This window comes from Pseudomonas sp. 05T35 (assembly GCF_056396605.1).
The window spans coordinates 15,406-31,225 of the sequence record NZ_JBFTLU010000021.1 but is presented as its reverse complement, the minus strand read 5'-3'; the positions used below and the strand labels follow the sequence as shown (position 1 = coordinate 31,225).

The 15,820-nt window shown below is 61.4% G+C and carries 15 protein-coding genes; 12 read left to right on the top strand and 3 right to left on the bottom strand.

Translation table 11 applies throughout. The features are described from left to right. Positions 1 to 15 precede the first annotated feature (15 nt). Both AC1DH9_RS03050 and AC1DH9_RS03045 read left to right on the top strand, forming a co-directional pair. Entirely contained in the window at positions 16 to 930 is a 915-nt protein-coding gene (locus AC1DH9_RS03050) for an alpha/beta hydrolase (RefSeq protein ID WP_427541208.1), read from the top strand. Further along, entirely contained in the window at positions 927 to 1,253 is a 327-nt protein-coding gene (locus AC1DH9_RS03045) for a PA3694 family proteiin (protein ID WP_427533443.1), read from the top strand. The genes AC1DH9_RS03050 and AC1DH9_RS03045 overlap by 4 nt, the downstream gene beginning before the upstream one ends. Before the next feature lie 156 nt (positions 1,254 to 1,409). On the opposite strand, the gene AC1DH9_RS03040 is transcribed toward AC1DH9_RS03045, so the two are convergent. After that, positions 1,410 to 1,754: a hypothetical protein gene (locus AC1DH9_RS03040; protein WP_054595881.1), complete on the bottom strand. Its 345-nt coding sequence runs from the start codon at positions 1,752 to 1,754 to the stop codon at positions 1,410 to 1,412. A gap of 194 nt (positions 1,755 to 1,948) precedes the next feature. Between AC1DH9_RS03040 and ppc the strand changes: the two genes are divergently transcribed. The 7 genes from ppc to AC1DH9_RS03005 all read left to right on the top strand — a co-directional run bounded on the left by ppc (position 1,949) and on the right by AC1DH9_RS03005 (position 9,149). After that, a complete protein-coding gene (ppc, locus tag AC1DH9_RS03035; protein ID WP_427541069.1) occupies positions 1,949 to 4,579 on the top strand; it encodes a phosphoenolpyruvate carboxylase in 2,631 nt (876 codons plus the stop codon). Positions 4,580 to 4,869: 290 nt separating this feature from the next. Then, positions 4,870 to 5,517, top strand: coding sequence for an adenylate kinase (gene adk / locus AC1DH9_RS03030; RefSeq protein WP_477807783.1), 648 nt, complete (start codon positions 4,870 to 4,872; stop codon positions 5,515 to 5,517). After that, positions 5,514 to 6,143: a tRNA (adenosine(37)-N6)-threonylcarbamoyltransferase complex dimerization subunit type 1 TsaB gene (gene tsaB, locus AC1DH9_RS03025; RefSeq protein ID WP_477807789.1), complete on the top strand. Its 630-nt coding sequence runs from the start codon at positions 5,514 to 5,516 to the stop codon at positions 6,141 to 6,143. Before adk ends, tsaB begins: the two co-directional genes overlap by 4 nt. 267 nt (positions 6,144 to 6,410) lie before the next feature. After that, on the top strand, positions 6,411 to 6,719 hold the full coding sequence (locus AC1DH9_RS03020; protein ID WP_427541063.1) for a hypothetical protein: 309 nt from the start codon (positions 6,411 to 6,413) through the stop codon (positions 6,717 to 6,719). Continuing rightward, a complete protein-coding gene (locus AC1DH9_RS03015) occupies positions 6,719 to 7,579 on the top strand; it encodes a DUF72 domain-containing protein (protein WP_427541060.1) in 861 nt (286 codons plus the stop codon). Before AC1DH9_RS03020 ends, AC1DH9_RS03015 begins: the two co-directional genes overlap by 1 nt. A 33-nt stretch (positions 7,580 to 7,612) precedes the next feature. Further along, entirely contained in the window at positions 7,613 to 8,434 is an 822-nt protein-coding gene (locus tag AC1DH9_RS03010; RefSeq protein WP_427541058.1) for an isocitrate lyase/PEP mutase family protein, read from the top strand. A gap of 16 nt (positions 8,435 to 8,450) precedes the next feature. Then, positions 8,451 to 9,149: an extensin-like domain-containing protein gene (locus AC1DH9_RS03005; protein WP_427541055.1), complete on the top strand. Its 699-nt coding sequence runs from the start codon at positions 8,451 to 8,453 to the stop codon at positions 9,147 to 9,149. A 15-nt stretch (positions 9,150 to 9,164) separates the two neighbouring features. Here AC1DH9_RS03005 and AC1DH9_RS03000 read toward each other — a convergent pair whose 3' ends face one another. After that, positions 9,165 to 9,785 carry an energy transducer TonB gene (locus AC1DH9_RS03000; RefSeq protein WP_427541052.1) on the bottom strand — a complete coding sequence of 207 codons (621 nt, stop codon included), beginning with the start codon at positions 9,783 to 9,785 and terminating at the stop codon, positions 9,165 to 9,167. A 93-nt stretch (positions 9,786 to 9,878) separates the two neighbouring features. Here AC1DH9_RS03000 and AC1DH9_RS02995 point away from each other — a divergent pair, with 93 nt between their 5' ends. Further along, positions 9,879 to 10,661, top strand: a complete 783-nt coding sequence (locus AC1DH9_RS02995; RefSeq protein WP_103315531.1) for a class I SAM-dependent methyltransferase — start codon at positions 9,879 to 9,881, stop codon at positions 10,659 to 10,661. Positions 10,662 to 10,786: 125 nt separating this feature from the next. On the opposite strand, the gene AC1DH9_RS02990 is transcribed toward AC1DH9_RS02995, so the two are convergent. Next, the gene (locus tag AC1DH9_RS02990; RefSeq protein ID WP_427541049.1) at positions 10,787 to 11,431 is read right to left on the bottom strand and encodes a TetR/AcrR family transcriptional regulator; all 645 of its coding nucleotides are present in this window, start codon (positions 11,429 to 11,431) and stop codon (positions 10,787 to 10,789) included. 93 nt (positions 11,432 to 11,524) lie between these two features. Between AC1DH9_RS02990 and AC1DH9_RS02985 the strand changes: the two genes are divergently transcribed. Together AC1DH9_RS02985 and AC1DH9_RS02980 are read left to right on the top strand one after the other, a co-directional pair. Next, positions 11,525 to 12,613 (top strand): efflux RND transporter periplasmic adaptor subunit, encoded by a 1,089-nt coding sequence (locus tag AC1DH9_RS02985; protein ID WP_477807782.1) that lies wholly within the window; start codon positions 11,525 to 11,527, stop codon positions 12,611 to 12,613. Positions 12,614 to 12,619: 6 nt separating this feature from the next. Then, positions 12,620 to 15,685 (top strand): efflux RND transporter permease subunit, encoded by a 3,066-nt coding sequence (locus tag AC1DH9_RS02980; protein WP_427541043.1) that lies wholly within the window; start codon positions 12,620 to 12,622, stop codon positions 15,683 to 15,685. Positions 15,686 to 15,820 lie beyond the last annotated feature (135 nt).

Genomic DNA, 15,820 nt, shown 5'->3' with positions numbered 1-15,820 from the left:
GCGGAGTTTCAACGGATGAAAGTCCTCGGCATCCTTTGCCTTCTCCTGACCCTCGGCGGTTGCAGCTCCTTGCTGTTCTACCCCGATCCCGGCCTGCCGTTTACCCCGCAAAAGGCCGGGCTTGAATACCGTGACGTCACCTTGACCACCGCCGACGGCGTGAAACTCAACGGTTGGTGGCTGCCGGCCAAAAAAGGCGTAGCGGTCAAGGGCACGGTGCTGCACTTGCACGGCAATGGTGGAAATCTCGCCGGGCATCTGGGGGCCAGTTGGTGGCTACCGAAGCAGGGTTACCAGGTGCTGCTGGTGGACTATCGCGGCTATGGGCTGTCGCAGGGTAAACCCGGCCTTCCTGCTATCTATCAGGACATCGACGCTGCATTCAAATGGCTGGACCAGGCGCCAGAAGTTCAGGGCAAACCGTTGATCGTCCTGGGCCAGAGCCTTGGCGGTGCGCTGGTCGTGCATTATCTGGCTGAACACCCCGAGCGTCAGCCCCGGCTCAAGGCTCTGGTCCTCGACAGTGTGCCGGCCAGTTACCGGGATGTCGGGCGGTACGCACTGAGTTCGTCGTGGATGACCTGGCCGTTTCAGGTGCCGTTGTCCTGGCTGGTGCCGGACGCCGACAGCGCGATCTACGCCATGCCGCAGCTCAATGGCGTGCCAAAACTGATCTTCCACAGTATCGACGATCCGCTCGTGCCTCTTTCCAATGGCATCCGACTGTATCAAGCTGCGCCCGCGCCCAGGGTTCTGCAACTGACCCGAGGCGGGCACGTGCGGACCTTCAGCGTCCCGACCTGGCGCACTGTCATGCTGCGTTACCTCGATGACCCGCAGCATTTCAACGGTCTGCGCCGCCTGGGCGAAACGCCCAATTACCCGGCACCCCCGAATTCAGAAGTTGAACCTCCAGAGAGTCCGCAATGAGTGAAGAACGTAACGCCATCCCGCTGATCATCACCGGTATCTGCAGCATCCTCGGCACGGTCGGGGCCTTGTGGTACTACGGCTACCTGCACTTCGCCAAACCGGAAGACGCGTTGCTGCTCAACGACTTCACCATGCTCAAGACCGTACCGGGCGAAGACTACAAGGTCTCCCTGGAGCCGGCCGCGCAAGTCGCCCAGTGTGTCGATGGCGTGCTGGTGCTGTTCGACACCGAACAGAAAGGCCTGACCGGCGTGCTGGTCAACAACAAGAAGAAGGCCGTGCGTTGCATGGGGCAGGAAACGCCGCAGCTCGAACAGTAATCCCGGCGACGTGAACCTTTGTGGCGAGGGAGCTTGCTCCCGCTGGCCTGCGAAGCAGGCCTGAAAGCTGTCACCTCGTTGTTTCAGATAGACCACCTCAGTCGAGTTACGACTGCTGCGGGTCCCGGCGGGAGCAAGCTCCCTCGCCACAGGTCCTCAGTGTTTTTGCTTGCCGTTCTGCGCCGATAAATCATGCAGATGGCGCCGCGACAATTCGAGAAAACGCGGTGTCGGGCCAACGTCTTCGTAGAGCGGGTCGCCTTCCTCATCGGTTGCGACCACATGCTGACCCTTGATGTAAGGGAAACTCGCTTCGAGCTCTTCCAGGGCGGCCCCGATCAGTTCGCCCAGCAGTTCTTCGGGGTGGCGTTTGGGGTACATCTCGGTAAGCGCCGCCAACCGCGCCGCGGCTTCGACGTCCAGGTGAATGGTGTAGCCGGTCTTGGTCAAACGGCCTTTGGCGGTTTCTTCCCAATGTTGGGCTAGCTCACGGATTTTCATAATGACCTCAATAGGCACCTGCGGGTGGCAGGGGAGATGAGTGTCCGGCCGTGGCCGGTGGCAAGCCTTTGTACGGCTTATTCTTCAGACTAGCCCCAACCTTCGGGATTTACCGTCGATTTGTCGTCTGACTTGTAAGAACCCGCTGTGGACGGCACTCTTGGAGTCGACCGCCATTCGCTGGAGAACTGCTGATGACTGATATCGATGCACGCTTGCGCGAGGATGTTCACCTGCTGGGTGAGTTGTTGGGCAACACCATTCGTGAGCAGTACGGGGATGGCTTTCTCGACAAGATCGAGCTGATCCGCAAGGGTGCCAAGGCGGACCGTCGTGGCTCGACCGACGCTGAACTGCGCGCCAGTCTCAACCAGTTGACTGAAGATGAACTGCTGCCAGTGGCGCGAGCGTTCAACCAGTTCCTGAACCTGGCGAACATCGCCGAGCAATATCAGYTGATTCACCGCCGCGAAGAGTCMCAACCGGCRCCGTTCGAGGCGCGGGTGTTGCCCGAACTGCTCGCCCGCCTGCGGGCTGAAGGACATGGCAGCGACGCGCTGGCGCGGCAATTGGGGCGGTTGGAAATCGAGCTGGTGCTGACGGCGCACCCGACTGAAGTCGCCCGCCGGACCTTGATCCAGAAATATGATGCCATCGCCGCGCAACTGGCGGCGCTGGATCACCGTGACCTGACCCGCGCCGAGCGCGAGCAGATCAAGTCGACCTTGCAGCGCCTGATCGCCGAAGCCTGGCACACCGAAGAAATTCGCCGCACCCGGCCAACCCCGGTCGATGAAGCCAAGTGGGGCTTTGCGGTGATCGAGCATTCGCTGTGGCAGGCGATTCCCAACTACCTGCGCAAGGCCGACCAGGCCCTGCACGCGGCCACCGGTCTGCACTTGCCGCTGGAGGCAGCGCCGATTCGCTTCGCCTCGTGGATGGGCGGCGACCGTGATGGCAACCCGAACGTCACCGCCGAGGTGACCCGTGAGGTCTTGCTATTGGCGCGCTGGATGGCGGCCGACCTTTACCTGCGCGATGTCGATCAACTGGCCGCCGAGTTGTCGATGCAGCAGGCCAGCACCGAGTTGAGAGCCAAGGCTGGGGACAGCGCCGAACCTTACCGTGCAGTGCTTAAACAGCTGCGTGAACGCCTGCGCGCGACCCGTAACTGGGCGCAGGCATCCTTGACCGCAAGCACCCCGGCGCCGGCCGATGTGCTGCAAAACAACCGTGAGCTGCTGGATCCGCTGGAGCTGTGCTATCAGTCGCTGCATGAATGCGGCATGGGCGTGATCGCCGACGGCCCGTTGCTTGATTGCCTGCGTCGGGCAGTGACGTTCGGCCTGTTCCTGGTGCGACTGGACGTGCGCCAGGACTCGTCGCGGCATGCGTCGGCGATGACCGAAATCACCGACTACCTTGGGCTCGGTCGCTATGAAGACTGGGACGAGGAAGCGCGCATCAGCTTCCTGATGAGCGAGCTGAACAATCGTCGGCCACTCCTGCCGGCCTATTTCAAACCTTCGGCCGACACCGCCGAAGTCCTGGCGACGTGTCGTGAAATCGCAGCGGCGCCGGCGGCGTCGCTCGGCTCGTATGTGATCTCCATGGCGGGTGCCGCGTCGGACGTGCTCGCCGTGCAACTGCTGCTTAAAGAATCTGGCGTGTTGCGACCCATGCGCGTCGTGCCGCTGTTCGAAACCCTGGCTGACCTTGATAACGCCGGCCCGGTGATCGAAAAGCTGTTGCTGTTGCCAGGTTACCGCTCGCGGTTGCAGGGCCCGCAGGAAGTGATGATCGGCTATTCCGACTCGGCCAAGGACGCCGGCACCACGGCAGCGGCCTGGGCTCAGTACCGGGCGCAAGAGCGCCTGGTGGATATCTGCCGCGAGCAACAAGTCGAGCTGCTGTTGTTCCATGGTCGCGGCGGCACCGTAGGCCGTGGCGGTGGCCCGGCGCATGCGGCGATTCTGTCGCAGCCACCGGGGTCGGTGGCCGGGCGTTTCCGCACCACCGAGCAAGGGGAAATGATTCGGTTCAAATTCGGTCTGCCGGACATCGCTGAGCAAAACCTCAACCTGTATCTGGCGGCGGTGCTCGAAGCAACGCTGTTGCCGCCGCCACCGCCGGAACCCGCGTGGCGCGGCCTGATGGACGAATTGGCGGCCGATGGCGTCAGCGCTTATCGCGCCGTGGTGCGGGAGAATCCGCAGTTCGTCGAGTATTTCCGTCAGTCCACCCCCGAGCAGGAACTGGGGCGCTTGCCGCTCGGCAGCCGTCCGGCCAAGCGTCGTGCTGGCGGGATCGAAAGCCTGCGGGCGATTCCGTGGATCTTCGGCTGGACCCAGACCCGCCTGATGCTGCCGGCCTGGCTCGGTTGGGAAGCGGCGTTGAGCAACGCCTTGGCGCGCGGTGAGGGCGAGTTGCTGGCGCAGATGCGTGAGCAGTGGCCGTTCTTCCGCACGCGCATCGACATGCTGGAGATGGTGCTGGCCAAGGCTGACGCGGACATCGCCCAGTCCTACGACGAGCGATTGGTTACGCCTGATTTGCTACCTTTGGGTGCGCATTTACGCGACCTATTGTCGCAGGCGTGTGCCGTGGTCCTTGGCTTGACCGGTCAGTCGCAGCTGCTGGCACATAGCCCTGACACCCTGGAGTTCATCCGTTTGCGCAACACCTACCTCGATCCGCTACATCTATTGCAGGCTGAACTCCTGGCTCGCTCGCGACAGCCGGATGTGGTGCAGGGCAGCCCGGTGGAGCAAGCGTTGCTGGTGTCTGTGGCGGGGATTGCCGCCGGTTTACGGAATACCGGCTAAGGTATTTTGCGGAGTGTCGCAGGCAATATTACTGCGACAAGCGACCGGTCCGCGGGGGCCGGTCGCACTTGTCAGGCGACACTTTGTTATGGGGTTGCGACTTGGATCGCCTCCTCGCCAGGGCGTAACAGGCACGGGTTGCTCCGACTTTCGGCGGCTTGTGTGGTCAGGGCCTGCTGTGTATCTTGATCAGCCTTTGGCCGTTTGGGCGGCCCACGACCCTATTTTTGAGATTGGCCCCACGCGGCAAATCCGATCGTTATCTAAATAAGAAATTGAGGAGCACATCGATGCGCGTCATTCTGCTGGGAGCTCCCGGGGCCGGTAAAGGTACTCAGGCTAAGTTCATCACTGAAAAATTCGCTATTCCACAGATCTCCACCGGCGACATGCTGCGTGCTGCCGTCAAGGCCGRCACCGAGCTGGGCATTAAAGCCAAGAGCATCATGGACGCAGGCGGYCTGGTCTCCGACGACCTGATCATCGCACTGGTCAAGGATCGTATCGCCCAGCCTGATTGCGCCAACGGCTTCCTGTTCGACGGTTTCCCGCGCACCATTCCTCAGGCTGAAGCCCTGGTCGATGCCGGTGTAGAACTGGATCACGTGGTTGAAATCGCCGTTGATGACGAGGAAATCGTCCAGCGTATCGCCGGTCGTCGTGTACACGAAGCCAGCGGCCGCGTTTACCACACCGTCTACAACCCGCCGAAAGTCGCGGGCCAGGACGACGTCACCGGCGAAGCGCTGGTGCAGCGTAAAGACGACACTGAAGAAACCGTGCGTCATCGTCTGTCGGTCTACCATTCCCAGACCAAGCCACTGGTGGATTTCTACCAGCAACTGTCGGCTGCCCAAGGCAAGCCGAAGTACAGCCACATTGCAGGCGTCGGTTCGGTTGAAGCGATCACCGGCAAGGTGCTTGAAGCGCTGAGCTGAGAAAGCTGCATGACGGCAAGGTCACGAGTCATTACGAGGTGATCCCGCGCCTGCATGCGCAGAAGTTGTTGCCGATGATCCAGCAGTTGCTGGCGGATGCAGGCACCACCTTGCAAGCGGTCGATGCGATTGCCTTTGGTCGCGGCCCGGGTGCGTTCACTGGCGTGCGAATCGCCATTGGCGTGGTTYAGGGCCTGGCATTTGCGCTGGATCGTCCGGTGTTGCCGGTGTCCAACCTGGGGGTACTGGCGCAGCGCGCATTGCGCGAGCACGGTGCACATCAGGTCGCGGCGGCCATCGATGCGCGGATGGATGAAGTCTATTGGGGGTGCTACCGCGAAACCGCCGGCGAAATGCGGCTGGTGGGGGCTGAGGCGGTGTTGCCGCCAGAAGTCGCGGCATTGCCGGCAGAGGCCTCGGGCGACTGGTTCGGCGCGGGTACCGGTTGGGGCTATGGCGAGCGCATCGCGGTCAACCTGATCGGCCAGGATGCCAGCATGTTGCCTCACGCCGAAGACTTGCTGACCCTGGCCCGTTTTGCCTGGGAACGCGGCGAAGGCATCCCGGCGGACGACGCGCAGCCGGTTTACCTGCGCGACAAAGTGGCAACTCCCAAAGCCCGGTAATCCGCAGTAATGTGGGAGCGAGCCTGCTCGCGAAAGCGGTGTGTCAGTCAACATCACTGTTGAATGTGAAACCGTCTTCGCGAGCAGGCTCGCTCCCACAGGGTTGAACACGCTTCCCACCATCAGCATTCCAATCCCGGCCAATGGTCAGTTTCTAACGCGCGCTTTTAAACCTTTTCCGGTTTCTGTGCTCTAGTTATCACTTGGGAATTTGCGCACACCGGTAAGTGCCGCTAAATTGCCATCATCGATAGCGAGTTTGTAACTATGCGCATAGACGGCTTTGCCTCTCAGTCCTACCCCATCAAGCGCAAGCCACGCAAAGGCGATGTGTCGGTGGACGAGTCCCTCGAGGATATCGATGGCGAGCAGGAGTTTCCTTCTGAGGAGCAACTGGCCGCCCGCGCCGCCAAGGCTTCTGCGCAACGCCTGAGCAATCTTCCCGCCCGTCAGCAGGACATGATCTACCACCGTGCCATGAGCAAAAGCGTGGCGATGGCCCTGGCCAGCTATCTGAGTACCGCAGCTTTCGTCGATTGGGATATGGAAGTGCTGGGTCTCGACCTGCACATCTGATGCGGTTGCCTTATTACCTCGGTTGCCCGTCCTGGAGCGAAAACGCCTGGCGCGAGTACCTGTATCCGCAAAACGCCCGCCCTAATGAATTTCTCGGCCTGTACTCACAGGTGTTCAACGCCGTTGAAGGCAACACCACGTTCTACGCACGCCCTGCGCCGGCGACGGTAGAGCGCTGGGCGCAGACGATGCCCGAAACCTTTCGTTTTACCGCCAAATTCCCCGGCGACATCAGCTATGGCGGCGACCTGCGCGAGCAACTGAGCGCCGCCGAAACCTTCGTGCAATTGCTCAGCCCGCTCGGTGAGCGGGTTTCACCGCTCTGGTTGCAACTGTCGGCAGCCTTTACCCCGCAACGGCTGGGCGAGCTGGCCGGGTTTATCGATGGGGTGCAGCGGCCGTTGGCCGTTGAAGTGCGGCATCGGGACTTCTTCGCCAAAGGCGATGCCGAGCGCAGGCTCAATCGGCTGTTGCTGGATCGTGGTGTGGAGCGCATTTGCCTTGATCCACGGGCGCTGTTCAGTTGCACGTCGACTGAACCTTCAGTGCTTCATGCGCAATCGAAAAAGCCCAAGGTGCCACCGCGTCCGGCGGCTTTTACTCAATTCCCGCAGGTGCGTTTCATCGGTCATCCGCTGCTTGAAGCCAACGATACGTTCCTGACGCCGTGGGTCGAGAAAATCGCCGAATGGATCGAGGAGGGCCGCACGCCGTACATCTTCCTGCACACCGCCGACAACCTGCTGGCCGCCGCGTTGGCGCAACGCTTTCATACTCGGTTGATGGCGCGTTTGCCTGGCTTGCCGGCGCTGCCTGAGCTATACAGAGAACCCGCCGCCGAGCAGCTTGGGTTGCTCTGACGACGGGTCTTTCCCTTCTGCAGGAGTGAGCCAATGGATGTGCAAACCCTTAAAGCTCAGGCCTTCAAGGCCTTACACGAAGGTGCCGGAGCTTTTGTGATCCCCAACCCGTGGGACGCCGGTTCGGCAAAAATGCTGGCCGGCCTGGGTTACCAGGCGCTGGCAACCACCAGTGCTGGCTATGCTTTTTCGCTGGGCCGCCCGGATGGCGCGGTCAAACTCGAAGAGACACTGGTCAACGTTCGGGCGATTGTCGCCGCGAGCGATCTGCCGGTCGCAGTCGATCTGGAAAACGGTTTTGCCGACAGCCCGCAAGAGTCCGCCGGGAGCCTGCTGCGTGCCGCCGCTGCCGGCGCGGTCGGTGGCTCGATCGAAGACGCTACCGGCCGTGAAGACGGCCCGATTTACTGCTTTGAACACGCCGTCGCGCGGATCGAGGCGGCCGTTGCGGCGGCGCGCAGTTTGCCGTTCCCGTTCACCCTGACCGCGCGTGCCGAGAATTACCTGCACGGTAATCCGGACCTGGACGACACCATTCGCCGCTTGCAGGCCTTTGCCGAGGCGGGCGCCGATGTGCTGTATGCGCCGGGCCTGCGCAACGCTGAAGAGATACTGGCGGTGGTCCGCGCCGTGGCGCCGAAACCGGTCAATGTGCTGATGTCCGGCGGTCTCAAGTTGAACGTTGCGCAGCTCAGTGAAATGGGCGTCAAACGGATCAGCGTCGGCTCGGCCATGGCCCGTGCCGCCTACGGTGCGTTCTATCAGGCCGCTCAGGAAATTCAGTCGCACGGCACCTTCGATTTTGCCGACCGCGCGCTGCCGTTCGGGCAGATCAATCAACTGTTCAAAGGCTGACCCACAGGGAGTTGTCGTGCGGTTTCTGAAAGTGCTGTTGGCGGTGGTGTTGGTGATGGGCGGGTTGCTGGTGGGTGTCTGGCGCGGTTGGCTGCCGTTGCCGGCGGCCTGGAACCCTTGGGCGCCGCTGGATGTCCGGGCCACGCCGAACCTGCTGACCCGCTTCAAATTGATGAGACTGCGCGATAACCCTGAACTCTGCGACCAGGTGCTCAACGGTGCCGGGTTGAAGTACAGCCGCCAGGCCGACAGCAACCCGGACGTCGATTGCCCGCTGAACAACACCCTGCGCGTGCAGGGCGGCGAGGTGGCGCTGAGCAGCAGCTTCCTCGCCAGTTGCCCGCTGGCGGTGGCGTTTGTGCTGTTCGAGCGGCATGCCCTGCAACCGGCGGCGCAGGCCATGTATGGGCAGGCGGTAGCGCGGGTCGATCACCTCGGCAGTTTTGCCTGCCGCAACATGTACAACCTCGAAAACGGCTCGCGCAGCCAGCACGCGACGGCCGATGCACTGGATATCGCCGGCTTTCGCCTGGCGGACGGGCGCAGTATCAGCGTGCTGCGGGACTGGCCGAAGGACAATGACGATGCGCGTTTTCTACGCAAGGTTCGCGATGGCGCGTGTGACATGTTCAGCGTGGTGTTGAGCCCGGACTACAACACCGCTCATCGCAACCATTTTCATCTGGATGTCGGGCCGTGGTGGGTGTGTCGCTGAGGCTGAAGTTGAGGCTCAGGCGGCGATGCGCAGGTTTTGCAGGACGATCGGGCGGGCCCAGCCGTTATCGAAGTCGAATTGCTTCTGTTGCTCGACCAACTCTTCATGCGGGTAAGGGGTTGCCGGTTTATCCAGCAGATCGAGTTCGAACTCGGCAATCGGCAGATGCAACGGACGCGGTTGCGGTGCCGGGCCTGGCGCGGGCAATGGCTGACCGGCAGCCAGGACGATCGGGCGCACCCAGGCGCTTTCGAAGTCTTGTTGCTTCTGTTGCGCGAGAATTTCTTGCGGCGGGAACGGCGGGAATGGTTTATCGGCCAGGTCCATTTCGAACTCGGCAATCGGCAGGAACAGCGGCTCAGGCGGACGGACTTCGGTGTCCTTCACGTCGCAGGTGCGCTGCGTGACGATGTGTTCGAGCAATTCCGCGCCAACGGTCGGTTCGACCGGGCCATCGATGGCGACGGGGGTGTAATTGCCAGGCTCCGGTGCAGCATCGCCCAAATGCTCGGCCAGTGCCTGGGCAAAAAAATCCTGCCACAGGTGACTGACGCCGCTCAGTGCTTGGGAATTACGCAGGCCATAATCGCCGTGGGGCGAGATGTAGCCTACTGATGTGCGTTGAATGTCTGACATTTCTCTCGGTCGACGCTCAGCTCTGGCAAAATGCTCGATAGTTTTGTTATCGGCCGTTTTTGCCGATCATTAATTTTTTGAGTGTGTTTTCTGATGAGTGAGCAACCCGCGGCCAGCCGTATCAAAGTCCAGGCCCTGGCCGAAGCGTTTCAGGCTCGCGCCGAGCACTGGGCCGAGCGATTGAACTTGCCGTTGCTGCTGGACGATGCCGAGTTTGCATTGCAAGTGGGTGAGCATGGTTTGCAGCTGCAACAGCTCGGCCCGGACGCACCGGGCCCGGTGCGGGTGGACTTCGTCGAGGGCGGCGCGGCCCATCGCCGGTTGTACGGTGGTGGCAGCGGCCAGATGATCGCCAAGGCTGTCGGTGTCGCTCAAGGCGTGCGGCCAAAGGTACTGGATGCGACGGCAGGGCTGGGCAAGGATGGTTTTGTATTGGCCAGTCTTGGCTGTGAAATGAGCCTGATCGAGCGTCAGCCGTTGATTGGCGCGTTGCTCGAAGACGGTCTGGCCCGCGCGGCGGAAGATTTTGAGGTGGCGCCGATTGTGGCGCGGATGACCTTGCTCAAGGGCAACTCGATCGAGTTGATGCGCAATTGGGAAGGTGAGCCGCCGCAGGTGATCTACCTCGACCCGATGTTCCCGCATCGTGAGAAAACCGCGTTGGTGAAGAAGGAAATGCGCCTGTTTCGCCCGTTGGTAGGCGATGACCCGGACGCACCGGCACTGCTCGCAGCCGCACTTGCACTGGCCAGCCACCGGGTGGTGGTCAAACGCCCGCGCAAGGCGCCCTGCATCGAAGGGCCGAAGCCGAGCCATGCGCTGGACGGCAAATCCAGCCGCTACGACATCTACCCCAAGAAAGCGCTCAAGCCTTAAGACCGTGTTGCTCCCATCGCGAGCAGGCTCGCTCCCACAGTTGACCGCGTTCTTATTTAAAGACGTTGGCCTAATGTGGGAGCGAGCCTGCTCGCGATAGCGTCCGCCCAGACGCTACCTATCTATCAGACCGAATCCGGCCGATACGCCCGCATAAACAACCCCACCACTTCCTGTATGTGAGCCTCGGCCGCGTCCCCGGTCAAGGGTTCGCCGCAGCCGTAGAGCAAGCGGAAATTCGCCGCGCCTTTGAGCAGGCAGAAGAAGTGCTCGGCGGCATTCAGCGGTTTGTCGATGCTCAAGGCGCCGATCTGGTCGATCTTCGTCAGCAAGCGCTCCATGCCCTGCAACATCCGCTGCGGACCTGCCTCGAAGAAGATCAGCGAGAGTTTCGGGTCCTGACTCCCCAGCGTCATGATCAGGCGATGCAGGTTCACCGATTCATCGCTGTTGATCAGTAGATGAAAGCCTCGGGCGATGTTCAACAGCACGTTCTCGATCGGCATGCCGTCGGGCAGTTCGAAGAACAGCGTGGGCAATTGCTCTTCGCATTTGGCCATCACGGCAGAGGAGAACAGCGTCTCCTTGTCGTTGAAGTGACTGTAAACGGTCAGCTTTGATACTCCGGCCTCAGCCGCCACCGCGTCCATGCTGGTGCTTGCGTAACCATTGCTTAGAAAAAGACGCTTTGCCGCCTCGAGGATCGCCTGGCGCTTGGCGAGATCCTTCGGGCGGCCGGGGCCGTTGGGTGCAGGAAGATTGTTGGACATTTTTCGCTTTAATACTGGACTGGTGAGTTTGCTATTAATAACATGCCGGCCAGTATAAATATTCCAAGCTCCATTAGCGAAAGGTCGTTCACCATGTTCCGCTATGCCTTGCCAGTCAGCCTGGCGTTCTTGTTGTCTGCGTGCGGCCATGAAGAGCCGGCGCAAGTCACCGTGCGTCCGGCCATGGTGGTTCAGCCAGAGCCTTCCGCGCAGGCGATGGACAGCTATCCCGGCGAAGTTCGCGCGCGTTACGAGCCAGACCTGGCCTTCCGTATTGGTGGCAAGGTCAGCCGACGACTGGTCGAGGAAGGTGAGCGGGTCAAGGCCAACCAGCCGCTGGCAGAACTCGATCCCCAGGACGTGCGCCTGCAACTGGAAGCGACCCGAGCGCAGGTTGCTGCCGCTGAGGCCAACCTGAACCTGGTGCGTGCCGAGCGTGATCGCTACAAGACCCTGATGGACCGTCAGATGGTCAGCCGCTCGCAGTACGACAATTCTGAAAATCTCTACCGCTCCGGCGAAGCACGGCTCAAGCAGATCAAGGCCGAATTCGACGTGGCCAGCAACCAGGCCAGCTACGCCGTGCTGCGCGCCCCGCATGACGGTGTCGTGGCCAAGCGCTCCGTGGAAGTCGGGCAAGTGGTGGCCGCCGGGCAAACCGCCTTCACCCTGGCCACCGACGGCGAGCGTGAAGTGCTGATCAGCCTGCCGGAGCAAAACTTCGGCCGTTTCAAGGTGGGCCAGCCGGTCACCGTTGAACTCTGGACCCAGCAAGACCAGCGGTTCGCCGGGAGCATTCGTGAACTGTCGCCGGCCGCCGATCCAAAGTCGCGGACCTTTGCCGCGCGCATCACCTTTAGCGCTGGCAWGGTGCCGGCCGAGCTTGGCCAAAGCGCCCGGGTATTCATTCAACTGGCTGACGTGGTGCCGCTGTCGGTGCCGCTCTCGGCGCTCACCGCAGAAAACGGCGCGACGTACGTCTGGGTCGTCGGTGCCAACAACACCCTGAAAAAGGCCCCGGTTCGTGTCGGCGCCTTCGGTGAGAAAACCGTGCCGGTGCTTGACGGCCTCAACCCCAGCGACTGGGTGGTAGCCGCTGGCGTTCATGTGCTCCACGAGGGTCAGCAAGTACGGCCGGTGGATCGCTCCAACCGCGTGGTCAATCTGGCGGTCAAGGAGTAATCCCCGATGCGTTTCAACCTTTCCGAATGGGCGCTGCATAACCGCCAGATCGTACTGTTCCTGATGATTTTGCTGGCGGTCGTCGGCGCGTTGTCCTACACCAAGCTGGGCCAGAGCGAAGACCCGCCGTTCACCTTCAAAGCCATGGTGATCAAGACCAATTGGCCGGGCGCGACGGCCCAGGAAGTCTCGCGGCAAGTCACCGAGCGCATTGAAAAGAAGCTGATGGAAACCGGTGAGTACGAGCGGATTGTTTCGTTCTCTCGCCCCGGTGAATCCCAGGTGACCTTCATGGCCCGGGACTCGATGCATTCGGCGCAGATCCCCGAGCTCTGGTATCAGGTGCGCAAGAAGATCAGCGACATCCGCCAGACCTTGCCACCGGGGATCCAGGGACCGTTCTTCAACGATGAATTCGGCACTACCTTTGGCAATATCTATGCGCTGACCGGCGAGGGTTTCGATTACGCGGTGCTCAAGGATTACGCCGACCGTATCCAGATCCAGCTGCAACGGGTCAAGGATGTGGGCAAGGTCGACTTGCTCGGGCTGCAGGACGAGAAGATCTGGATCGAACTGTCCAACGTCAAACTCGCCACCCTGGGATTGCCGTTGGCCACGGTGCAGCAAGCGCTGGAAGAACAGAACGCAATGTCCAACGCCGGGTTCTTTGAAACCTCCAGTGAGCGTTTGCAACTGCGGGTGACGGGCAATTTCCAGACGGTCGAGCAGATCAGGAATTTTCCGATCCGTGTCGGCGACCGGACCTTCCGTATCGGCGATGTGGCGGACGTGCGCCGTGGCTTCAACGATCCACCGGCGCCGCGCATGCGCTTCATGGGCGAGGACGCAATCGGCCTGGCCGTGGCGATGAAGGATGGCGGCGACATTCTGGTGCTCGGCAAGGCGCTGGAGCTGGAGTTCGAGCGTATCCAGAAAAACCTGCCGGCCGGTATGCAACTGCGCAAGGTCTCCGACCAGCCCGCCGCTGTGAAAAGCAGCGTCGGCGAGTTCGTCCAGGTGCTGGTAGAAGCGTTGGCGATTGTCTTGCTGGTGAGCTTCTTCTCCCTCGGTGTGCGCACTGGCATGGTGGTCGCCCTGGCGATTCCGCTGGTGCTGGCAATGACGTTTGCCTGCATGTATTACCTCGGAATCGGCCTGCACAAGATCTCTCTCGGCGCGTTGGTGCTCGCCTTGGGATTGCTGGTGGACGACGCGATCATCGCCGTGGAAATGATGGCGATCAAAATGGAGCAGGGCTACGACCGGCTCAAGGCTGCCAGCTTTGCCTGGACCAGCACCGCCTTCCCGATGCTCACCGGGACGTTGATCACCGCGGCCGGCTTCCTGCCGATTGCCACCGCGCAATCCGGCACCGGTGAATACACCCGCTCGATCTTCCAGGTGGTGACCATCGCGTTGCTGGCCTCGTGGGTCGCCGCCGTGATGTTTGTGCCCTATCTCGGTGAAAAGCTCCTGCCGGACCTGGCGAAAATTCACGCCGCCAAACACGGTGCCGGTCAGCCGGACCCTTATGGCACGCCGTTCTATCAACGCGTCCGGCGTCTGGTGGAGTGGTGCGTGCGCCGTCGCAAAACCGTGATTGCGTTGACCATCCTGCTGTTTGTGGCTTCGGTGCTGCTGTTCCGTTTTGTGCCGCAGCAGTTCTTCCCGGCTTCTGGGCGCCTGGAACTGATGGTTGATCTGAAACTGGCCGAAGGCGCCTCGTTGAGCAACACCAACGAGGAGGTCAAGCGCCTGGAAGCGATGCTCAAGGAGCGCGCGGGCATCGACAACTATGTCGCCTATGTCGGCACCGGTTCGCCGCGTTTTTACCTGCCGCTGGACCAGCAATTGCCGGCAGCGAGCTTCGCGCAATTTGTGGTCCTGGCAAAAACCATCGAGGAGCGCGAAAGCCTGCGCACCTGGCTGATCGAAACCCTGAACGAACAATTCCCGGCCTTGCGCTCGCGGGTCACGCGCCTGGAAAACGGTCCGCCAGTGGGGTATCCGGTGCAGTTCCGGGTCACTGGCGAACACATTGAAGAAGTCCGCGCCCTGGCACGTAAAGTCGCGGCCAAGGTGCGTGAGAACCCGCATGTGGTCAACGTGCACCTGGACTGGGAAGAGCCGAGCAAAGTGGTGTACCTGAACGTCGATCAGGACCGCGCGCGAGCCTTGGGCGTGAGCACGGCAAACCTGTCGAGGTTCTTGCAAAGCTCACTGACCGGTTCCAGCGTCAGCCAGTACCGTGAAGACAACGAGTTGATCGAGATCCTCTTGCGCGGCACCTTGCACGAACGCACCGAACTGTCGCGGCTGTCGAGCCTGGCGGTGCCGACCGACAACGGCAAAAGTGTCGCGCTGTCGCAGGTGGCGACCCTGGAATACGGCTTCGAAGAAGGCATTATCTGGCACCGCAACCGCTTGCCAAACGTGACGATTCGCGCCGACATCTATGACAAGGAGCAACCGGCAACCCTGGTTAAGCAGATCCTTCCGACACTCGAGCCGATTCGCGCCGAATTGCCTGACGGTTATTTGCTGGACGTCGGCGGCACGGTAGAAGACTCGACCCGTGGCCAGGATTCGGTGAATGCCGGTGTGCCGTTGTTCATCGTGGTTGTACTGACCTTGCTGATGCTGCAACTGCGCAGCTTCTCACGCACGGCGATGGTATTTCTGACGGCGCCGTTGGGATTGATCGGTGTCACCTTGTTCCTGATGGTGTTCCGTCAGCCGTTCGGTTTCGTGGCCATGCTCGGGACCATCGCGCTGTCGGGGATGATCATGCGTAACTCGGTGATCCTGGTCGACCAGATCGAACAGGACATCCTCGCCGGGCTCAAACCCTGGCAAGCGATCATCGAAGCCACGGTGCGGCGCTTCCGGCCTATCGTGCTGACTGCACTGGCCGCCGTGCTGGCGATGATTCCGTTGTCACGCAGCGTGTTCTTCGGCCCGATGGCGGTAGCGATCATGGGCGGCTTGATCGTCGCGACGGCGCTGACCTTGCTGTTCCTGCCGGCGCTGTATGCGGCGTGGTTCAGGGTCAAGAAAGAACCGGTTTGACACAGGAACCGTAGGAGCAAAGCTTGCTCGCGATGGCATCAACGCGGTCATCAGGTCGACCGCGTCGCCTGCATCGCGAGCAAGCATTGCTCCTACAGATATCTCAGTTTTGGCTGATATTGAGACATGGGCGTC